General features: G+C 72.4%; 15 protein-coding genes. 9 read left to right on the top strand and 6 right to left on the bottom strand.

Annotated elements, in window-relative coordinates; translation table 11 throughout:
• Positions 1–7: 7 nt before the first annotated feature.
• Positions 8–283 carry a GlsB/YeaQ/YmgE family stress response membrane protein gene (locus AC27L3_RS19500; RefSeq protein ID WP_487235314.1) on the top strand — a complete coding sequence of 92 codons (276 nt, stop codon included), beginning with the start codon at positions 8–10 and terminating at the stop codon, positions 281–283.
• A gap of 67 nt (positions 284–350) precedes the next feature.
• On the opposite strand, the gene tyrS is transcribed toward AC27L3_RS19500, so the two are convergent.
• From tyrS to AC27L3_RS19515, 3 genes are all read right to left on the bottom strand, one after another.
• Positions 351–1754, bottom strand: a complete 1404-nt coding sequence (tyrS, locus tag AC27L3_RS19505) for a tyrosine--tRNA ligase (RefSeq protein ID WP_487235315.1) — start codon at positions 1752–1754, stop codon at positions 351–353.
• Positions 1755–1846: 92 nt separating this feature from the next.
• On the bottom strand, positions 1847–3250 hold the full coding sequence (locus tag AC27L3_RS19510; RefSeq protein WP_487235316.1) for a metallopeptidase TldD-related protein: 1404 nt from the start codon (positions 3248–3250) through the stop codon (positions 1847–1849).
• Positions 3247–4773 carry a TldD/PmbA family protein gene (locus AC27L3_RS19515; RefSeq protein ID WP_487235317.1) on the bottom strand — a complete coding sequence of 509 codons (1527 nt, stop codon included), beginning with the start codon at positions 4771–4773 and terminating at the stop codon, positions 3247–3249. The genes AC27L3_RS19510 and AC27L3_RS19515 overlap by 4 nt, the downstream gene beginning before the upstream one ends.
• A gap of 114 nt (positions 4774–4887) precedes the next feature.
• Between AC27L3_RS19515 and AC27L3_RS19520 the strand changes: the two genes are divergently transcribed.
• The 7 genes from AC27L3_RS19520 to AC27L3_RS19550 all read left to right on the top strand — a co-directional run bounded on the left by AC27L3_RS19520 (position 4888) and on the right by AC27L3_RS19550 (position 9150).
• Positions 4888–5718, top strand: a complete 831-nt coding sequence (locus AC27L3_RS19520) for a pentapeptide repeat-containing protein (RefSeq protein ID WP_487235318.1) — start codon at positions 4888–4890, stop codon at positions 5716–5718.
• A gap of 154 nt (positions 5719–5872) precedes the next feature.
• Positions 5873–6592: a 3-oxoacyl-[acyl-carrier-protein] reductase gene (gene fabG, locus AC27L3_RS19525; protein WP_344436943.1), complete on the top strand. Its 720-nt coding sequence runs from the start codon at positions 5873–5875 to the stop codon at positions 6590–6592.
• A 5-nt stretch (positions 6593–6597) separates the two neighbouring features.
• Positions 6598–7368, top strand: coding sequence for an enoyl-ACP reductase FabI (gene fabI, locus AC27L3_RS19530; RefSeq protein WP_487235319.1), 771 nt, complete (start codon positions 6598–6600; stop codon positions 7366–7368).
• Between the two features lie 334 nt (positions 7369–7702).
• A complete protein-coding gene (locus tag AC27L3_RS19535) occupies positions 7703–8026 on the top strand; it encodes a hypothetical protein (RefSeq protein ID WP_487235320.1) in 324 nt (107 codons plus the stop codon).
• A 34-nt stretch (positions 8027–8060) separates the two neighbouring features.
• Positions 8061–8183 carry an SGM_5486 family transporter-associated protein gene (locus AC27L3_RS19540; RefSeq protein WP_344436940.1) on the top strand — a complete coding sequence of 41 codons (123 nt, stop codon included), beginning with the start codon at positions 8061–8063 and terminating at the stop codon, positions 8181–8183.
• A gap of 162 nt (positions 8184–8345) precedes the next feature.
• Entirely contained in the window at positions 8346–8543 is a 198-nt protein-coding gene (locus AC27L3_RS19545) for a hypothetical protein (RefSeq protein WP_487235321.1), read from the top strand.
• A gap of 88 nt (positions 8544–8631) precedes the next feature.
• Entirely contained in the window at positions 8632–9150 is a 519-nt protein-coding gene (locus tag AC27L3_RS19550; protein ID WP_487235322.1) for a SixA phosphatase family protein, read from the top strand.
• Between the two features lie 28 nt (positions 9151–9178).
• Here AC27L3_RS19550 and serB read toward each other — a convergent pair whose 3' ends face one another.
• Positions 9179–10408, bottom strand: coding sequence for a phosphoserine phosphatase SerB (gene serB / locus AC27L3_RS19555; RefSeq protein WP_487235323.1), 1230 nt, complete (start codon positions 10406–10408; stop codon positions 9179–9181).
• 259 nt (positions 10409–10667) lie between these two features.
• Entirely contained in the window at positions 10668–12263 is a 1596-nt protein-coding gene (locus AC27L3_RS19560; RefSeq protein WP_487235324.1) for a streptophobe family protein, read from the bottom strand.
• 255 nt (positions 12264–12518) lie between these two features.
• Here AC27L3_RS19560 and AC27L3_RS19565 point away from each other — a divergent pair, with 255 nt between their 5' ends.
• Complete coding sequence (locus AC27L3_RS19565; RefSeq protein WP_487235325.1) at positions 12519–15053, top strand: ABC transporter ATP-binding protein/permease; 2535 nt, start codon at positions 12519–12521, stop codon at positions 15051–15053.
• Positions 15054–15130: 77 nt separating this feature from the next.
• Here the strand turns inward: AC27L3_RS19565 and AC27L3_RS19570 are convergent, their stop codons facing one another.
• On the bottom strand, positions 15131–15841 hold the full coding sequence (locus AC27L3_RS19570) for a transglycosylase SLT domain-containing protein (RefSeq protein ID WP_487235326.1): 711 nt from the start codon (positions 15839–15841) through the stop codon (positions 15131–15133).
• Positions 15842–16058 lie beyond the last annotated feature (217 nt).

Raw genomic sequence — 16058 nt, forward strand, 5'->3', positions numbered from 1 at the left:
AGGCGAAATGAGCTGGTTGTGGGCGATCATCGTGGGACTGGTCCTGGGCCTGATCGCCAAGGCGATCCTGCCGGGCAAACAGCACATCCCCCTGTTGCTGACGATCATCTGCGGTCTGATCGGCGGCCTGCTCGGCAACTGGGCCGCAGCCGCGCTGGGGGTGCACCACACCAAGGGCATCGACTGGATCAGGCACGCACTCCAACTCATCGGCGCTGTGATCATCGTCGGCATCGGTGACCGCCTGTGGGTCGGCCTCAAGGGAGACCGCCAACGAGCGTGACGCACGAGGCGGCCGGTGCGCACATCGCGCACCGGCCGCCTCGTCGTGCCGTCAGGACGGACAGCGCCTACAGGCCGCGCAGCTCCGCGATCCTGCGGCCGGCCTTGAGGTAGACCCCGTCCACCGTGCGCCCGGCCAGCAGCTCCCGGGCCACCTCGCCCAGCGGCCGCAGCGCCTCCGCCTCGGCCAGCACCACGGCCTCCTGGCCCTCGGCCGTCTGGAGGACCAGCCGCAGACCGTTCTGCTTGGCCACCCGGCGCGCGGCCGAGGCGCTCGGCTGGAAGCCCAGCACCTTGCTCAGCACCGCCGTCGCCGGCTCCGCGCCGTGCTCGGCGAGGTCGACCACCGGCGTCTCGACGTCACCGAAGCTCTTCTTGGAGAACTGCGCCACGAACCCGGCCCGCGCCGCCATCGCCGCCTCCACGCCGTACAGCGCGGCCACGACCTCGCCCGCGAGGACCTTCTTCAGGTCCATCGGGTGCAGCGCCTTGTCCTCCAGGCGGGAGAGCACGAGTGCGATCTCCTCGTCCGTCCACTCCGTCCACGCCTTGAGGTAGGGCTCCATCAGCCGGTCCGGCACCGACATGATCTTGCCGAAGACGTCGTCGGCCGGCGCCGACAGGCCCACGTAGTTGCCCTTGGACTTCGACATCTTCGCGCCGGTGCCGTCCGTGCCCTCGATCAGCGGCATCGTGACCACCAGCTGCGGCGTCTGCCGGTGCACCTCCATGAGCTTGCGGCCCATCTGCAGGTTCAGCAGCTGGTCGGCACCGCCGAGCTCGACGTCGCACTCCAGCGCCACCGAGTCCAGCGCCTGCGCGATGGGGTAGAGCATCTCCGTCATCGTCAGGCCCGAACCGGCCGCCAGCCGGTTGCGGAAGTCCTCGCGCTGCAGCAGCTGCGAGACCGGCACCTGCGCCAGGACGCCCAGCAGCTCCGGGAAGGTGTACGGCGCCAGCCACTCGCTGTTCTGCCGGAAGCTGACCTTCTCGAAGTCGAAGAACGGCCGCACCTGGTCCCGGTAGGAGGCCAGGTTCCGCGCGATGTCGTCGTCCGTCAGCGGCGGACGCTCCGCCGTACGACCCGTCGGGTCACCGATCTTCGCCGTGAAGTCACCGATCAGCAGGGTGACGTCGTGGCCCATCCGCTGGAACCGGCTGAGGATGATCATCGGCACGGCGTGCCCCAGGTGCACGTCCGTGCCCGTCGGGTCGATGCCCAGCTTGATCCGCAGGCCCCTGCCCTCGGCGCGGCGCGCCTCGATGCGGTCGGCCAGCTTGCTCACACCCGGCAGCACCTCGACCGCACGCCCGGCGATCAGCTCCGCCTGGTCCTTCGGCGACAGGTCGGACAGGTCCAGATAGCGCCTCGCCTTCGTCTCCGTGAGCAGCTGCTCCACGGCCGAATCGGTGGAGAGGTCCTGCGCCAGCAGGGCGCTGACGCGTGCGACGGAGTCGCCGAGGCGTGTCATCGTGGCGTTCCTGTAGAGGGTTGTCGGACAAAGGACAGGGCCGAGTCTAATTTGCCGGGCGGCCCGGCCGCCCGGCAGTTCTTCCCCGGCCGCTACACGCCCCGGCTCACCGAGCTCATGTTGAAGTCGGGGACGCGCAGCGCCGGCATCGCCGCCCGGGTGAAGTAGTCCCCCCACTCGCGCGGCAGCGTCCGCTCCGTACGGCCCGCCTCCGTCGCCCGCGAGAGCAGCGAGACCGGGGACTCGTTGAAACGGAAGTTGTTGACCTCCGCCACGACCTCCCCCTTCTCCACCAGGTACACCCCGTCCCGGGTCAGGCCCGTCAGCAGCAGCGACGCCGGATCCACCTCGCGGATGTACCACAGGCACGTCAGCAGCAGCACCGGCCCGTCATGGCCACTGGCCGCCACCATCTCCGCCAGCGACCGGGTGCCGCCCGCGTCCAGCACCAGGTTGTCCGTGTACGGCCGGACGGGCAGGCCCGTCAGCCCGGCACTGTGCCGCGTGGTGAGCAGATGGGTGAGCACCCCGTCGCGGATCCAGTCCGTGGCGGCGATGGGCAGACCGTTGTCGAACACCGACGCGTCGTCCCCCGAGGCCCCCGTGAGCACGAACGGCGCACACTGCAGGCCCGGCGCCTGCGGGTCGCTGCGCAGCGTCATCGGCAGCTCCGACAGACGCTCCCCGACCCGGGTACCACCACCGGCCCGCGAGAAGACCGTACGGCCCTCGGCCGCGTCCCGCGCCGAGGCGGACCACTGCTGGTACACCAGCAGATCGGCCACCGCCGTCGGCGGCAGCAGCGTCTCGTACCGCCCCGCCGGCAGCTCGATGCGCCGCCGCGCCCAGCCCAGCCGCTCCGCCAGCTCGGCGTCCAACGCCAGCGGATCGACATCGGTGAAGTCCCGCGTGGCCTGCCCCGCCCACGCGCTGCGCGTACGGTCCGGGCTCTTGGCGTTGAGCTCCAGCGTGCCCGTCGGCTGGTCGTGGCGCAGCCGCAACCCCGCGGAGGTGCCCAGATAGCTGGAGACCACCTCGTGGCGGGCGAAGCCGTACAGCTCCCGCTGCGCCGCCCGCGCCCGGGCGAAGGACTCGCCCAGCGCCGGCGCGAAGGCGTCGAAGACGGCCGAGGACGTCTCGGCGGGCGCCTGCGTGAACGCCGCGTCCTGCGGCACCCCCGTCACCAGCGGCTGCGCGTCCTCCGCCGGCCCGGCCTCCCGCGCCGCCGCCTCCGCCGCCCGCACCAGCGGCTCCAGCTCGTCCACGGTGACCGCCGACCGCGACACGACCCCCGAGGCCGTGCCCTCGGCCCCGTCGACGGTCGCCACGACCGTCACGCTCCGCCCCCGGGTGACCCCGTTGGTCGTCAGGGCGTTGCCGGCCCACCGCAGATTGGCGGTCGACCGCTCCTCGGCGATGACGACGCACCCGTCGGCGCGCGACAGCTCCAGCGCGCGCTCGACGATCTCGTGGGGCTTGTGCTGGCGAGGGCTCACTGACCGGCCTCCTGGGTGGTGTTGAGGATGTTCACGTTCCGGAACAGGGCGGACGGGCACCCGTGGGACACCGAGGCGACCTGCCCCGGCTGGGCCTTTCCGCAGTTGAAAGCCCCTCCGAGCACATACGTCTGCGGGCCGCCGACCGCCTCCATGGAGCCCCAGAACTCCGGGGTGATCCCCTGGTACGCGAAGTCGCGAATCTGACCCGCGAGGCGGCCGTTGCGGATCGCGTAGGCCCGCTGACCCGTGAACTGGAAGTTGTACCTCTGCATGTCGATGCTCCACGACCGGTCGCCGACCACGTAGATGCCCCGGTCCACGCCCGCGATCAGCTCCTGCGTCGACGGCCCGTCGGGGGCCGGCCGGAGGGAGACGTTGGCCATGCGCTGGACGGGGACGTGGGCGGGGGAGTCGGCGTAGGCGCAGCCGTTGGAGCGGCCGAGGTTCATGAGGCGGGCGATGCGGCGGTCGGTCTGGTAGCCCACCAGGACGCCGTCGCGCACCAGATCCCAGGACTGGGCGGCCACGCCCTCGTCGTCGTAGCCGATGGTCGCCAGGCCGTGCTCGGCCGTGCGGTCGCCCGTCACGTTCATGATCTCCGAGCCGTACTTCAGCGTGCCCAGCAGGTCCGGCGTCGCGAACGAGGTGCCCGCGTAGGCGGCCTCGTAGCCCAGGGCCCGGTCGAGCTCGGTGGCGTGGCCGATGGACTCGTGGATCGTCAGCCACAGATTGGACGGGTCGATCACCAGGTCGTACGCGCCCGGCTCCACGCTCGGTGCGCGCATCTTCTCCGCCAGCAGCGAGGGCATCTGCGCGAGCTCCGCGTCCCAGTCCCAGCCGCCGGCGCCGGTCAGGTACTCCCAGCCGCGGCCGGCGGGCGGGGCGAGGGTGCGCAGGGAGTCGAAGCCGCCGCCGTCCTCGTCGACGGCGACGGCGGTCACCTGCGGGTGCAGCCGCACCCGCTGCTGCGTGGTGACCGTGCCCGCCGAGTCGGCGTAGAACTTGTTCTCGTGGACGGTCAGCAGCGACGCGTCCACGTGCGCGACGCCCTCCGCGCCCAGCAGCCGCTCGCTCCAGTCGGCCAGCAGCCCGCTCTTCTCGCCGTCCGGCACCTCGAACGGATCGATGTCGTACGAGGAGACCCAGGTGCGCTCGGAGTGCACCGGCTCCTCGGCCAGCTCCACCCTCTCGTCGGACCCGGCGGCCGCGATGACCTTCGCCGACAGCTTCGCCATGGCCACCGCCTGCGACGCCACGCGCGCGGCCGCGTCCATCGTCAGCTCCACGCCCGAGGCGAACCCCCAGGTCCCGTTGTGCACCACCCGTACCGCGTAGCCCAGGTCCGTGGCGTCGGAGGAACCCGCCGGCCGGGCGTCCCGCAGCCGCCACGAGGCGCTGCGCACCCGCTCGAGACGGAAGTCCGCGTGCTGGGCGCCCAGCGCCCGCGCCCGCGCGAGCGCCGCGTCGGCCAGGGGGCGCAGCGGCAGCGCGAGGAAGGACGGATCGATCTCATGCGGCACGGTCCACGCTCCTTATCGGTGTGATTGCAGTGAACGATGCCGTTAAGGTGTCGTGGCCTGCAACGTCACCCACCCGGCCGCCCACCCGCGCGGCCCCCGGAAGGAAGCCCCACCGTGCCCGCGACGACACCCGACCGGACGGCCCTGCGGGGCGACTGCGGCAACTGCTTCGGGCTGTGCTGCGTGGCCCTGCCCTTCGCCGCCTCCGCGGACTTCGCCGTGGACAAGCCCGCCGGCAAGCCCTGCACGAACCTGCAGCAGGACTTCGGCTGCGGCATCCACGCCCGGCTGCGCGAGAAGGGCTTCACCGGCTGCACCGTCTACGACTGCTTCGGCGCCGGGCAGAAGGTCTCGCAGGTCACCTTCGGCGGCCGCGACTGGCGCGGCAACCCCGAACTGCGGCAGCCGATGTTCGAGGCGTTCCCCGTGATGCGCCACCTCCACGAGCTGCTGTCGTACCTCACCGAGGCGCTGGCCCTGCCGCAGGCCCGGCCCCTGCACGCCGAGCTGCGCACGGCGCTGGAGGAGACCGAGCGCCTGACCCTGGGCACCCCCGAGGAGCTCGCCGCCCTCGACCTCGCGGCCCACCGCGAGGGCGTCAGCGCCCTGCTGCTGCGCACCAGCGAACTCGTACGCTCCGCGGCCGGCCGCAAAACCCGCAACCACCGCGGCGCCGACCTCATGGGCGCCCGGCTGAAGCGGGCCGACCTGCGCGGGGCCAACCTGCGCGGCGCCTACCTCATCGCCGCCGACCTCGGCGGGGCCGACCTGCGCGGCGCCGACCTCATCGGCGCGGACCTGCGGGATGCGAACCTCGCCGGCGCCGACCTGACCGGCGCCCTGTTCCTGACCCAGCCGCAGGTCCACGCCGCCCGCGGCGACGCGGCCACCAAGCTGCCCGCGGGCCTGACCAGGCCCGCCCACTGGACGCCCGCGGGTCGCTGACCTCGGGCTGCTTCCTGCAGAGATTTTCTGTAGAGATCCAACAGCGACCGCCGGTTCCCCCTGTCGCAGGTCGCTTCTCGCTTCGGCGACCTCTACCGATACGTTCGGTGTAGTCCGCCAGGATCCAGGGATACGACAACGGAAGGGTGATCCTTTGAGCCGCTCGGTTCTCGTCACCGGAGGTAACCGGGGCATCGGCCTCGCCATCGCCCGAGCCTTCGCCGACGCCGGCGACAAGGTCGCCTTCACCTACCGCTCCGGGGAGCCGCCGGCCGAGCTCGTGGACCTCGGCTGCCTGCCCGTGAAGTGCGACATCACCGATCCTGAGCAGGTCGAGCAGGCCTACAAGGAGATCGAGGAGAAGCAGGGCGCCGTCGAGGTGCTGATCGCCAACGCCGGCGTCACCCGCGACCAGCTGCTGCTGCGCATGTCGGAGGAGGACTTCACCTCCGTCATCGACACCAACCTCACCGGCACCTTCCGCGTCGTCAAGCGCGCCTCCAAGGGCATGCTCCGCGCCCGCAAGGGCCGCGTCGTCCTGATCTCCTCCGTCGTCGGCCTCCTGGGGTCCGCCGGCCAGGCGAACTACGCCGCCTCCAAGGCCGGCCTGGTCGGCTTCGCCCGCTCGCTCGCCCGCGAGCTGGGCTCCCGCAACATCACCATCAATGTCGTCGCGCCCGGCTTCGTGGACACCGACATGACCCGTGTGCTCTCCGACGAGCAGCGCAAGGGCATCGTCGCCGGCGTCCCGCTGGGCCGCTATGCGCAGCCCGAGGAGATCGCGGCCTCGGTCCGCTTCCTCGCCTCCGACGACGCCGCATACATCACCGGAGCCGTCATTCCCGTCGACGGCGGATTGGGCATGGGTCACTGATCGCCATGAGTGGAATCCTTGCAGGCAAGCGCATTCTGATCACCGGAGTCCTCACCGAGTCCTCGATCGCCTTCCAGGCCGCCAAGGTCGCCCAGAACGAGGGCGCCGAGGTCATCCTCACCGGCTTCGGCCGGCTCTCGCTCGTCGAGCGCATCGCCAAGCGGCTGCCGAAGCCGGCGCCGGTCATCGAGCTGGACGTCACCAACCAGGAGCACCTCGACGGCCTCGCCGACAAGGTGCGCGAGCACCTGGGCGACGGCGTCCCGCTGGACGGCATCGTGCACTCCATCGCCTTCGGCCCGCAGGGCGCCTTCAACTTCCTGGAGGCCACCTGGGAGGACGTCTCCACCGCCGTCCAGGTCTCGGCGTACTCCTACAAGTCCCTGGCCATGGCCCTGCTGCCGCTGATGCCGGCCGGCTCCTCCATCGTGGGCCTGACCTTCGACGCGCAGATCGCCTGGCCGAAGTACGACTGGATGGGCGTGGCCAAGGCGGCCCTGGAGGGCACCAACCGCTACCTGGCCCGCGACCTCGGCCCCAAGGGCATCCGCTGCAACCTGGTCTCGGCGGGCCCGCTGAAGTCGATGGCCGCCAAGTCCATCCCCGGCTTCGAGGAGCTGGCGGACGTGTGGAACCACCGCGCCCCCATCGGCTGGGACCTCACCGACCCGGAGCCGGCCGGCCGCGGCATCGTCGGCATGCTGTCGGACTTCTTCCCCCGTACGACGGGCGAGATCGTCCACGTCGACGGCGGCGTGCACATGATGGGTGCCTGACCCTTCCGCACGCCCCGTACACCCCCGCGCTGCCCGCGCCGGCCGTCCGCCGGCGCGGGCAGCGCGCGTTCCCGGGTCGTGCGGAAGCCGCCGCGACCGCACACTGATGGCGGGAGCCTGGGCCTGCCCGGCGGATCATGCGGTGCCCCGTAAGGGGCGCGGGGCGGTGTCGATATGCGGCTGCCGCCGCGTGGGCGCGATCGGCCACCGGTGGCCTGCAGCCGACATCCGCGGGCGCGTCGTGGCTTGTCGCGCAGTTCCCCGCGCCCCTGACGGGGCGCCGTGGCGTCCCGCGGCGAGGATCCGCCGGACAGACCTGAGGAGGTGGACGGTCATGCGCTTCCCGTTCCGCCGGGCGGCGCTCACGGTGGCGCTGGGCGCCGTCGCCCTGACGGCCGTCACGGCCGCGGCACCCTCGCCCGAGCCGGCGCGCGAGGCGGAGTGCCACACCCGCGTGCGCGGCTCCCACGTCACCGCCCGCTGCTACAACGGCAACGCCACCACCGACCGCGTCCAGCTGCACGTGAGTTGCGCCCACTGGTGGGATCCGGCCATGGACACCGCCGTCGTCGCCGTCGGCCCCGCGGCCCGCGTCGTCCTCGCCCAGCGCTGCTGGCTGCAGGTGCGCCGGGCGTGGGTCACCCACACGCCCGGGTGAGGCGGCAGACGGCCGGGATGGGACACTGGGTGCCATGCCCGTCCTCGAACCGCACCCGGACCCCAAGAAGGGCCAGAAGGCCCTGCTGACCATCCTCGGCGCGATGCTCGGCATCACCGTCGTCATCGCCGTGATCGCCACCTTCGCCGCCGGCTGAGGCGCGACCCCCGCCCGGGGGTGGGGCTGTCCCCACCGTCCCCTAGGGGATGACGCCAGGGTCGCCTGGGTGGCTCACCGGATGGGAGCCGCCCGCCCGGCTCCGTAGCGTCGGAGGTGCACCGCGGCCCCGCGGTGCGTCCGAGCTCCGGAGGCGATACGCGTGTCCCCCAACCGGCTGCCCTGGTGGGCCGTGGCGCTGCCCGTCGTGGTGTTCGTGGCGCTGTTCTGCCTGCCCGCGCTGCGCCCGCCGGCCTCCGCCGTCTCCGCGGACGGCGAGCGCCCGGCCGGCGGCGCGGGTACCGTCGTCGTACAGGTCCTGCGCCTGGCCCGGCAGGTCACCGGGCACCCGGTGCCGTGAGCACCCGCTCGGGCGTCCGCCGTCCGGCGGGGGACGAGGCCGTCAACACCCCGCGCCCCGCCACGGGTTTCATGCGAAGCTGGACGGCATGAGCTCCGAACCGACCCGCAGGATCGTCATCCTCCGGCACGCCAAGGCGGAATGGTCCGACGCCAACGACCACGAGCGCCCTCTCGCCGAGCGCGGCCGCAAGGATGCCCCCGTCGCCGGCCGCTGGCTCGCCGGTTCCGGCATCACACCCGACCTGGCCCTGTGCTCCACCTCGGTCCGTACGCGCGAGACGTGGAAGCTCGCCGTGGCAGAGCTGCCCGAGCGCCCGCGCACCGTCTACGAGGACCGGATGTACGAAGCCTCGCTCGGTGAGCTGATCGCCCTGCTCAACGAGGTCTCCGAGGAGGTGCAGGACGTCGTGCTCATCGGCCACAACCCGGGCATGCACGCCCTCGCCGACGCCCTCGCTGGCGAGGCCGACGGCGACCTGCTCGCCCGGATGAACCGTTCCGGCTTCCCCACGGCCGCCATCGCGGTGCTCGGCTTCTCCGGCTCCTGGAAGTCCGTGGAGCACGGCGTCGGCAGGCTCGTCGCCTTCTGGGCCCCGCACGCCTGAAGCCGGGCCCGGCCGGGCCCGGTGGGGGTCACTCGTGGGTGTTGGCGGCCTCGACCTCTTCGCGGGTGACCCCCAGCAGGTACAGCACGGTGTCCAGGAAGGGCACGTTCACGGCGGTGTGCGCCGCCTCGCGCACGACGGGCTTGGCGTTGAAGGCCACGCCCAGGCCGGCCGCGTTGAGCATGTCCAGGTCGTTGGCGCCGTCACCGACGGCCACCGTCTGCGCCAGCGGCACGCCCGCCTCGGCCGCGAACCGGCGCAGCAGCCGCGCCTTGCCCGCGCGGTCCACGATCTCGCCGGTCACCCGGCCGGTCAGCCGGCCGTCCACGATCTCGAGGGTGTTGGCGGAGGCGAAGTCCAGGCCGAGGCGCTCCCGCAGGTCGTCCGTGACCTGCGTGAAGCCGCCGGAGACGACGCCCACCTGGAAGCCGAGCTGCTTCAGCGTCTTGATCAGGGTGCGGGCGCCGGGGGTCAGGCGCACCTCCGCACGGACCTTGTCCACCACCGACTCGTCCAGCCCCGCCAGCAGGGCCACCCGCTCGTGCAGCGACTCCTCGAAGTCCAGCTCGCCGCGCATGGCCCGGGCGGTCACCTCGGCCACCTCGGCCTCGCAGCCGGCGTGCGCGGCGAACAGCTCGATGACCTCGTCCTGGATGAGCGTGGAGTCCACGTCCATCACCACCAGGCGCTGCGCCCGCCGCTGCAGGCCGGCGGCCACGACCGCCACGTCCACGCCGAGGGCTGCCGACTCGGTGGCCAGCGCCGTGCGCAGCTTCTCCGTCTCGGTGCCGGAGACCGCGAACTCCACGGCCGTCACCGGGTACTTCGCGAGGCGGAAAATGCGGTCGATGTTGCCGCCGGTGTCGGTGATGCAGGCCGCGATGGCGGCCGTCGACTCGGCGGTCAGCGGGTGGCCGAGCACGGTGACGTGGGAACGGCCGGTACCGCGCGGCCTGTTGTCGCCGCGACCCGAGATGATCTCGGTCTGCAGCCGCATCGACTCGGCCCAGCTGTGCACCGTCGCCCGCAGGTTCCCCTCGGCCGGCGCGCCGCCCTCGGGGGCGGTGACCAGGGCGCACAGCGTGATGCGGCCCCGGGTGACGATCTGCTCGATGTCTATGACGTCCACCGCGAAGGCGGCAAGCGTGTCGAAGAGGCCGGCGGTGATGCCGGGGCGGTCCTTGCCGAAGATCTTGACGAGGAGGGTGGGGACGTCGTCGCCGGCGGCGACAGGCGGGGTCTGCGATGCGGCGCTCATGGTGCTTCTACGGTAGCCGCCCCGGGTCGCCACCCCCGTGGCCGGGGCGGCACGGAGTGCCCCGTAGGGGCGCGGGGCGGTGTCGATCTGCGGCTTGCGTCGTGGCTTGTCGCGCAGTTCCCCGCGCCCCTTACGGGGCACTGCGCCAGCCACGGCGCCCCATAGGGGCGCGGGGAACTGCGCGATCGGCCACCGACGGCCCGCAGTCGGCGTGCCACCCCGCGCCCCTACGGGCACCGCATGATCCGCCGGACCGGCCCTAGCGGCCGCTTCGCGGCGGTGGCGGGGGGCCCTCCGGCGGTGGCGGCGGCGCCTGCCAGCCGTACCGTTGCGGCTCGCGCCGTGGCCGCGGCGGCGGGGGAGCCTTCGCCGTCTGTGTCGGTGCCCCGAAGGCACCCCCCTGCAGGTAGGGGTTGGTCTCCTCGCGCGCCGGCCGGTAGCCCGGCGAGGGGTTGTACGGCCCGGGGGCGTACGCCGCGTCCGGGTAGGCCCGCACCGCGTGCCGTACCGCCCGCCGGCCCGCCGCCCCCACCGCGCATGCCAGCAGCGCCCCGGCCGTGCCGGCGCCCAGGCCCCATGCGGCGCCCAGGCCGGCGGCCGCCGGCAGGTCGCCGGTCAGCTGCAGTCCGGCGCCGGCCGCGTCGACGCCCAGGACGGACAGGCCCGCGTCCGCCCGCAGCCGTACCGCGGCCACCAGCAGCACCAATGCCACCGCCGTGACGGCGCCCAGCCACAGGCCGCAGCGCACCGCGTAGGCACCCGCCCGCGCGTCCTCGCGCGGCGTGCGCACCGCGGTGAGCACGCCCGCCGTGAGCATCAGCAGTACGCAGCCGGCCGGCAGCAGCCACACCGCCGGCTCCAGGTCGGCGAGGCGGCCCACGGTCACCGGCAGGTCCGTCCCGGCGCGCAGCAGGTCGTCCAGGGGGTGCGGCAGCATCTGCAGCAGGGAACCGGTGGCCGCGCCGTGGAAGGGCACGAAGAGCCCGAGGGGGACGCCCAGCCACACCCCGTTGGGGGCGCCCAGCAGCGCGGCGCCGAGCACCCGCCGCGGATGGTCGTCGCCGGCGGCCGCGGCCGCGGCGGCGGCGAGGCCGGCGGCGACGGCGAGGAGCAGCACCGTCCGCAGGGCCGAGGCGGCCGGGCGCACGGTGCGGTGGGCGGCCCGCAGGGCGGCCGGCAGGGGGGCCCGGCGGGCCGCGGCGAGGGTGACGAGCAGGACGCCGAGCACCCAGGCCAGCCCGCCGAGGAGGGAGGGGCCGGTGCGGACGGAGAAGCCGACGGACGCCTTGGCGTCGGCGAGCCCGGCGAGCCGGTCCGGCAGGCCCCCGCCGATGTTCCCGATGTCGCCGAGGCCGGGAATGTCCAGCCCTGTGCCGCCCGGTCCCTTGCCGAGGCCGAGCGCGGCGCCGTCGAAGGTGACGGTGGAGGAGCCGGCCCAGGCGAGCAGCCCCAGGACGAGCAGGAAGAGGACGACGACCGCGCCCGCTCGGGCGGCGAGTTCGAGGCCGGGCGCCACGGGGCCCGCGGCGCGCAGCGAGCGGGCCAGGACCCAGCCCAGCAGCAGCGCCCCCACCAGCCCGACGCCCAGCGGGGCGATGTCGATGGTGGTGTGCGCCCCCGCGCCTGTCAGCCCGAATGCTTCGACGGAGCCGGAGGGGCTCAGGGAGCCGCCGACCGCCAGCACCACCACGGCCGCGGTCATGGGGCCGAGCGAGCCGGCCGCGTCCGCGCCCAGCAGGTGCAGCCCGGCCGCCGCGACGCCGGCCATGGCGAGGAAGGCCCAGCTCACCCCGGCCACCGCCGTCAGTACGAGATCGGCGCCGCGCCCCGCACGGCCGCCGCTGGTCATGGTCATCACGGCCCCCCGCCTCCACGCACCGGTTGCCCGGGATGGTCGTGGTCCGTGTGCATCCACCGCATCCGTGGGCGATTCCTACTGTCGGGGCGGGTTCGGCGCCGGTCAACGGGGCCTGTTACAGGGCCGGTACACCTCCGGGGCGCTCCCGACTTTTGGTTGGGGGACTGCGCCTGAAATAGTTCCTCCCGATGTTCGCCATCCCTAGACTCCCCGTGCAGGGGGCTCATCGGGGGACAAGTAGTGGGGCGTGGAGTGCCGGAACTCGTACTGGAATTGAATGGACAGACCTGGGCGCTGGATCCGTCCAGGTCGTACACCCTGGGGCGGGACCCGCAGGGTGACATGGTGCTGGAGGACGCCCGAGTCTCCTGGCGGCACGCCACCATCCGCTGGAACGGCCGCGGCTGGGTCCTGGAGGACCACGGCAGCACCAACGGCACCTATGTGCAGGGGCAGCGGATCCACCAGCTGGAGCTCGGCCCGGGTGCAGCCGTGCACCTGGGCAATGCCACCGACGGCCCGCGGCTGAGCCTGTCGGCCGCAGCGGCTCCGGCGGCGGACATCTACAGCGCCCAGACGGCGATCGCCCCCCCGCTGCACCAGCAGGGACCGCCGCCGCAGCAGTACCAGCAGCCCCAGCACGGCGGTGGCGGCCAGGGCTGGCCGGGCCAGCAGTACCAGCAGCCCGCGCAGGCGCAGGGGGGCTGGCAGCAGCCGCAGCAGCCGTACGTGCCGCAGCAGGCGCAGCCCGAGCAGGGCTCCGCGGGGGCACCGCCGGTCTACGGCGACCGCAGCCCGACGAGCTTCCACCAGATGGCGGTCGGCCGGGTCATGCGCATCGGTCGTGCCCTGGACAACGAACTGGTCGTCTCCGACCTGCAGGTCTCCCGTCACCACGCGGAGTTCCGGGCCACCAACGACGGCCGCTTCGAGATCGTCGACCTCGGCAGTCACAACGGCACCTATGTCAACGGTCAGCCGGTCAGCCGGCAGATCATCGGCCCCCAGGACACCGTCGGTGTCGGTCACTCCACCTTCCGCCTGGTGGGCGACCGCCTCGAGGAGTTCGTCGACACCGGTGACGTCTCCTTCTCCGCCCGCCACCTGACGGTCACGGTCGACGGCGGCAAGCAGATCCTCAAGGACGTCTCCTTCGGCGTCCCGGAGAAGTCGCTGATCGCCGTCATCGGCCCGTCCGGCTCCGGCAAGTCGACCCTGCTCAAGGCGCTGACCGGCTACCGCCCGGCCAACCAGGGCGACGTCCTCTACGACAACCGCAACCTGTACAAGCAGTTCGCCGAGCTGCGCCAGCGCATCGGTCTGGTCCCGCAGGACGACATCCTGCACAAGGACCTCACCATCCGTAAGGCGCTGCGCTACGCGGCCAAGCTGCGCTTCCCCGGCGACACCGCGACCTCCGAGCGCGAGGCGCGCATCGACGAGGTGCTGCGCGAGCTCAAGCTCGACATCCACAAGGACAAGAAGATCACCGCCCTCTCCGGCGGCCAGCGCAAGCGCGTCTCGGTGGCCCTGGAGCTGCTGACCAAGCCGTCGCTGATCTTCCTGGACGAGCCCACCTCCGGCCTCGACCCGGGCATGGACCGTGACGTGATGCAGCTGCTGCGCGGCCTGGCCGACGACGGTCGCACGGTCCTGGTGGTCACCCACTCCGTGGCCGAGCTCGCGCTGTGCGACAAGCTGCTGGTGATGGCGCCCGGCGGTTCGGTGGCCTACTTCGGTCCGCCGGAGGAGGCGCTGAACTTCTTCGGCTACGAGACCTGGGCGGATGTCTTCTCCGCCTTCGAGAACTACCGCGACTACGACTGGGCGGGCCGCTGGAAGGGCTCGCAGCACTACCAGATGTACGCGGCCGACATCGACGCCGTCGCCCCGCAGTCGGTGCACGTGCAGCCCCAGATGGTGCGCCCGCCGGTGCCGCAGAGCTGGATGTCGCAGCTGTGGACGCTGATGCGCCGGTATGTGTCGGTCATCGCCTCCGACCGCGGCTTCCTGGGCCTGATGCTCGCCCTGCCCGCGGTGCTCGGCGGCGTCAGCACGCTGATCCCCTCCGACTTCGGTCTCGGCGCGCCCACCAAGGGACACTTCAACCAGGACGCCGGCACGATCATGCTGATCCTCGCGGTCGGCATGTGCTTCTCCGGCGCCGCCAACTCCGTCCGTGAGCTGATCAAGGAACGGGTCATCTACGAACGGGAGCGGGCCACCGGCCTGTCCCGGACCGCCTACCTGATGTCCAAGGTGATCGTCCTGGGGCTGATCACCGCGGTGCAGGGCGCCATGATCTGCGCCATCGGCTTCTCGGTCCGCAAGCTGCCCGAGCAGGGCCTGGTGCTGAAGAACCTGCCGGCCGTCGAGCTGTGCCTGGTGATCATCGCCCTCGGGTTCACCTGCATGATGATCGGCCTGGTGATCTCCTCGCTGGTGAAGACAACCGAGAAGACCATGCCGCTGCTGGTCATGTTCGCCATCGTCCAGGTCGTCTTCACCGGCATCCTGTTCAAGATCTACAACTCGCCGGGCATCGAGCAGGTCGCCTGGCTGATGCCGGCCCGCTGGGCCATCGCCGGCGCCGGCACCACGCTGGACCTCTCGCACGTCATGGCGCCCTTCGACAAGGGCGACCCCACCAGCCTCGACCCGCTGTGGGCGCACTCGGTCTCCCAGTGGGGCATCGACATGGCCGCGCTCGTGGCCATCGGCGTCGTGTGCGGCTTCGCGGTCGTCCGCCTGCTGCGCCGCCACGAGCCCGAGGTCATGCGCAAGTAGGGACCCAGGAGGGCTCCTGGACACGCCGAAGGGCGGCACCCGCGATGCGGGTGCCGCCCTTCGGCGTTGCGGAAGCGTCAGTACGCGGAGTTGACGTTGTCCATGGAGCCGTAGACCTTCGCCGCGTAGTTGCAGGCGGCGGTGATGTTGGCGACCGGGTCGTAGATGTCCCAGGAGGTGCCCTCGACGTGGTACGCCTTGAAGGTCGGGTCGATCACCTGGAGCAGGCCCTTGGAGGGGATGCCCTTGGCGGCGTTGGAGTCCCAGAGGTTGATGGCCTTCGGGTTGCCGGTCGACTCCCGCATGATGTTGCGGTAGATGCCGTTGTAGCTGCCCGGGATGCCCTTGGCCTTCATGATGTCCAGGGACTGGCGGATCCAGCCGTCGAGGTTGTTGGCGTAGGTCTTGGGGGCCGGGGCGGCCGGGGCGGCCTGGGCGGCCTCGACCGGCTTGCGCTCGGCCGAGCGGCTCGCGGCCTCCTTCTCGGCGCGCTCCTTGTCGGCCTTGGCCTTGGCGGCAGCCTCGGCGTCCGCCTTCTTCTTGGCCTCGGCCTGCGCCTTCGCCTTCTGGGCGGCGGCGTCGGTCTGCTTGTTCAGCTCCTGCTGCTGCGTCTCGCCGAACGCGGCGGCGTTCCACGCGACGGGCTTGACGGCGGCGGCCTGGTCGCCCTCGGCGGCGGCCGGGACGACGGCGTACGCCAGGGCGGCGATGCCGGCGGCGGCGACGCCCGCGGCGGAGAGCTTGTGGACCTTGGTCAGACGGGTATAGCCGGAGATGGGGGAGCGCATGCTGAGCTGAACCTCTTCCAATCGCGTGAGTCGCAGGCCCGTCCTGGCACGGATGTGGCGCGAAAGAAGCGCCGTCCCTCGGTTGGCGGCGCCATGCGACGCGGCAATTCTTAGCGGCCGTAAATAGCGCTGGCAAAGGTCCTTCGTACTATCCGGCTTCGTTGCGGTGCGCACGCCAGAGGCGCCCCCGAAGGGGCGCCCCAGCAGTTGGCAGCGC

The sequence above is a fragment of the Streptomyces sp. PKA51 genome (assembly GCF_057552455.1).

Coding starts and splice junctions, on each gene's coding strand:
- AC27L3_RS19500 (WP_487235314.1), top strand. CDS start 8: ATGAGCTGGTTGTGGGCGATCATCGTGGGACTGGTCCTGGGCCTGATC.
- tyrS (WP_487235315.1), bottom strand. CDS start 1,754: ATGACACGCCTCGGCGACTCCGTCGCACGCGTCAGCGCCCTGCTGGCG.
- fabI (WP_487235319.1), top strand. CDS start 6,598: ATGAGTGGAATCCTTGCAGGCAAGCGCATTCTGATCACCGGAGTCCTC.
- AC27L3_RS19535 (WP_487235320.1), top strand. CDS start 7,703: ATGCGCTTCCCGTTCCGCCGGGCGGCGCTCACGGTGGCGCTGGGCGCC.
- AC27L3_RS19540 (WP_344436940.1), top strand. CDS start 8,061: ATGCCCGTCCTCGAACCGCACCCGGACCCCAAGAAGGGCCAGAAGGCC.
- AC27L3_RS19550 (WP_487235322.1), top strand. CDS start 8,632: ATGAGCTCCGAACCGACCCGCAGGATCGTCATCCTCCGGCACGCCAAG.
- serB (WP_487235323.1), bottom strand. CDS start 10,408: ATGAGCGCCGCATCGCAGACCCCGCCTGTCGCCGCCGGCGACGACGTC.
- AC27L3_RS19560 (WP_487235324.1), bottom strand. CDS start 12,263: ATGACCATGACCAGCGGCGGCCGTGCGGGGCGCGGCGCCGATCTCGTA.
- AC27L3_RS19570 (WP_487235326.1), bottom strand. CDS start 15,841: ATGCGCTCCCCCATCTCCGGCTATACCCGTCTGACCAAGGTCCACAAG.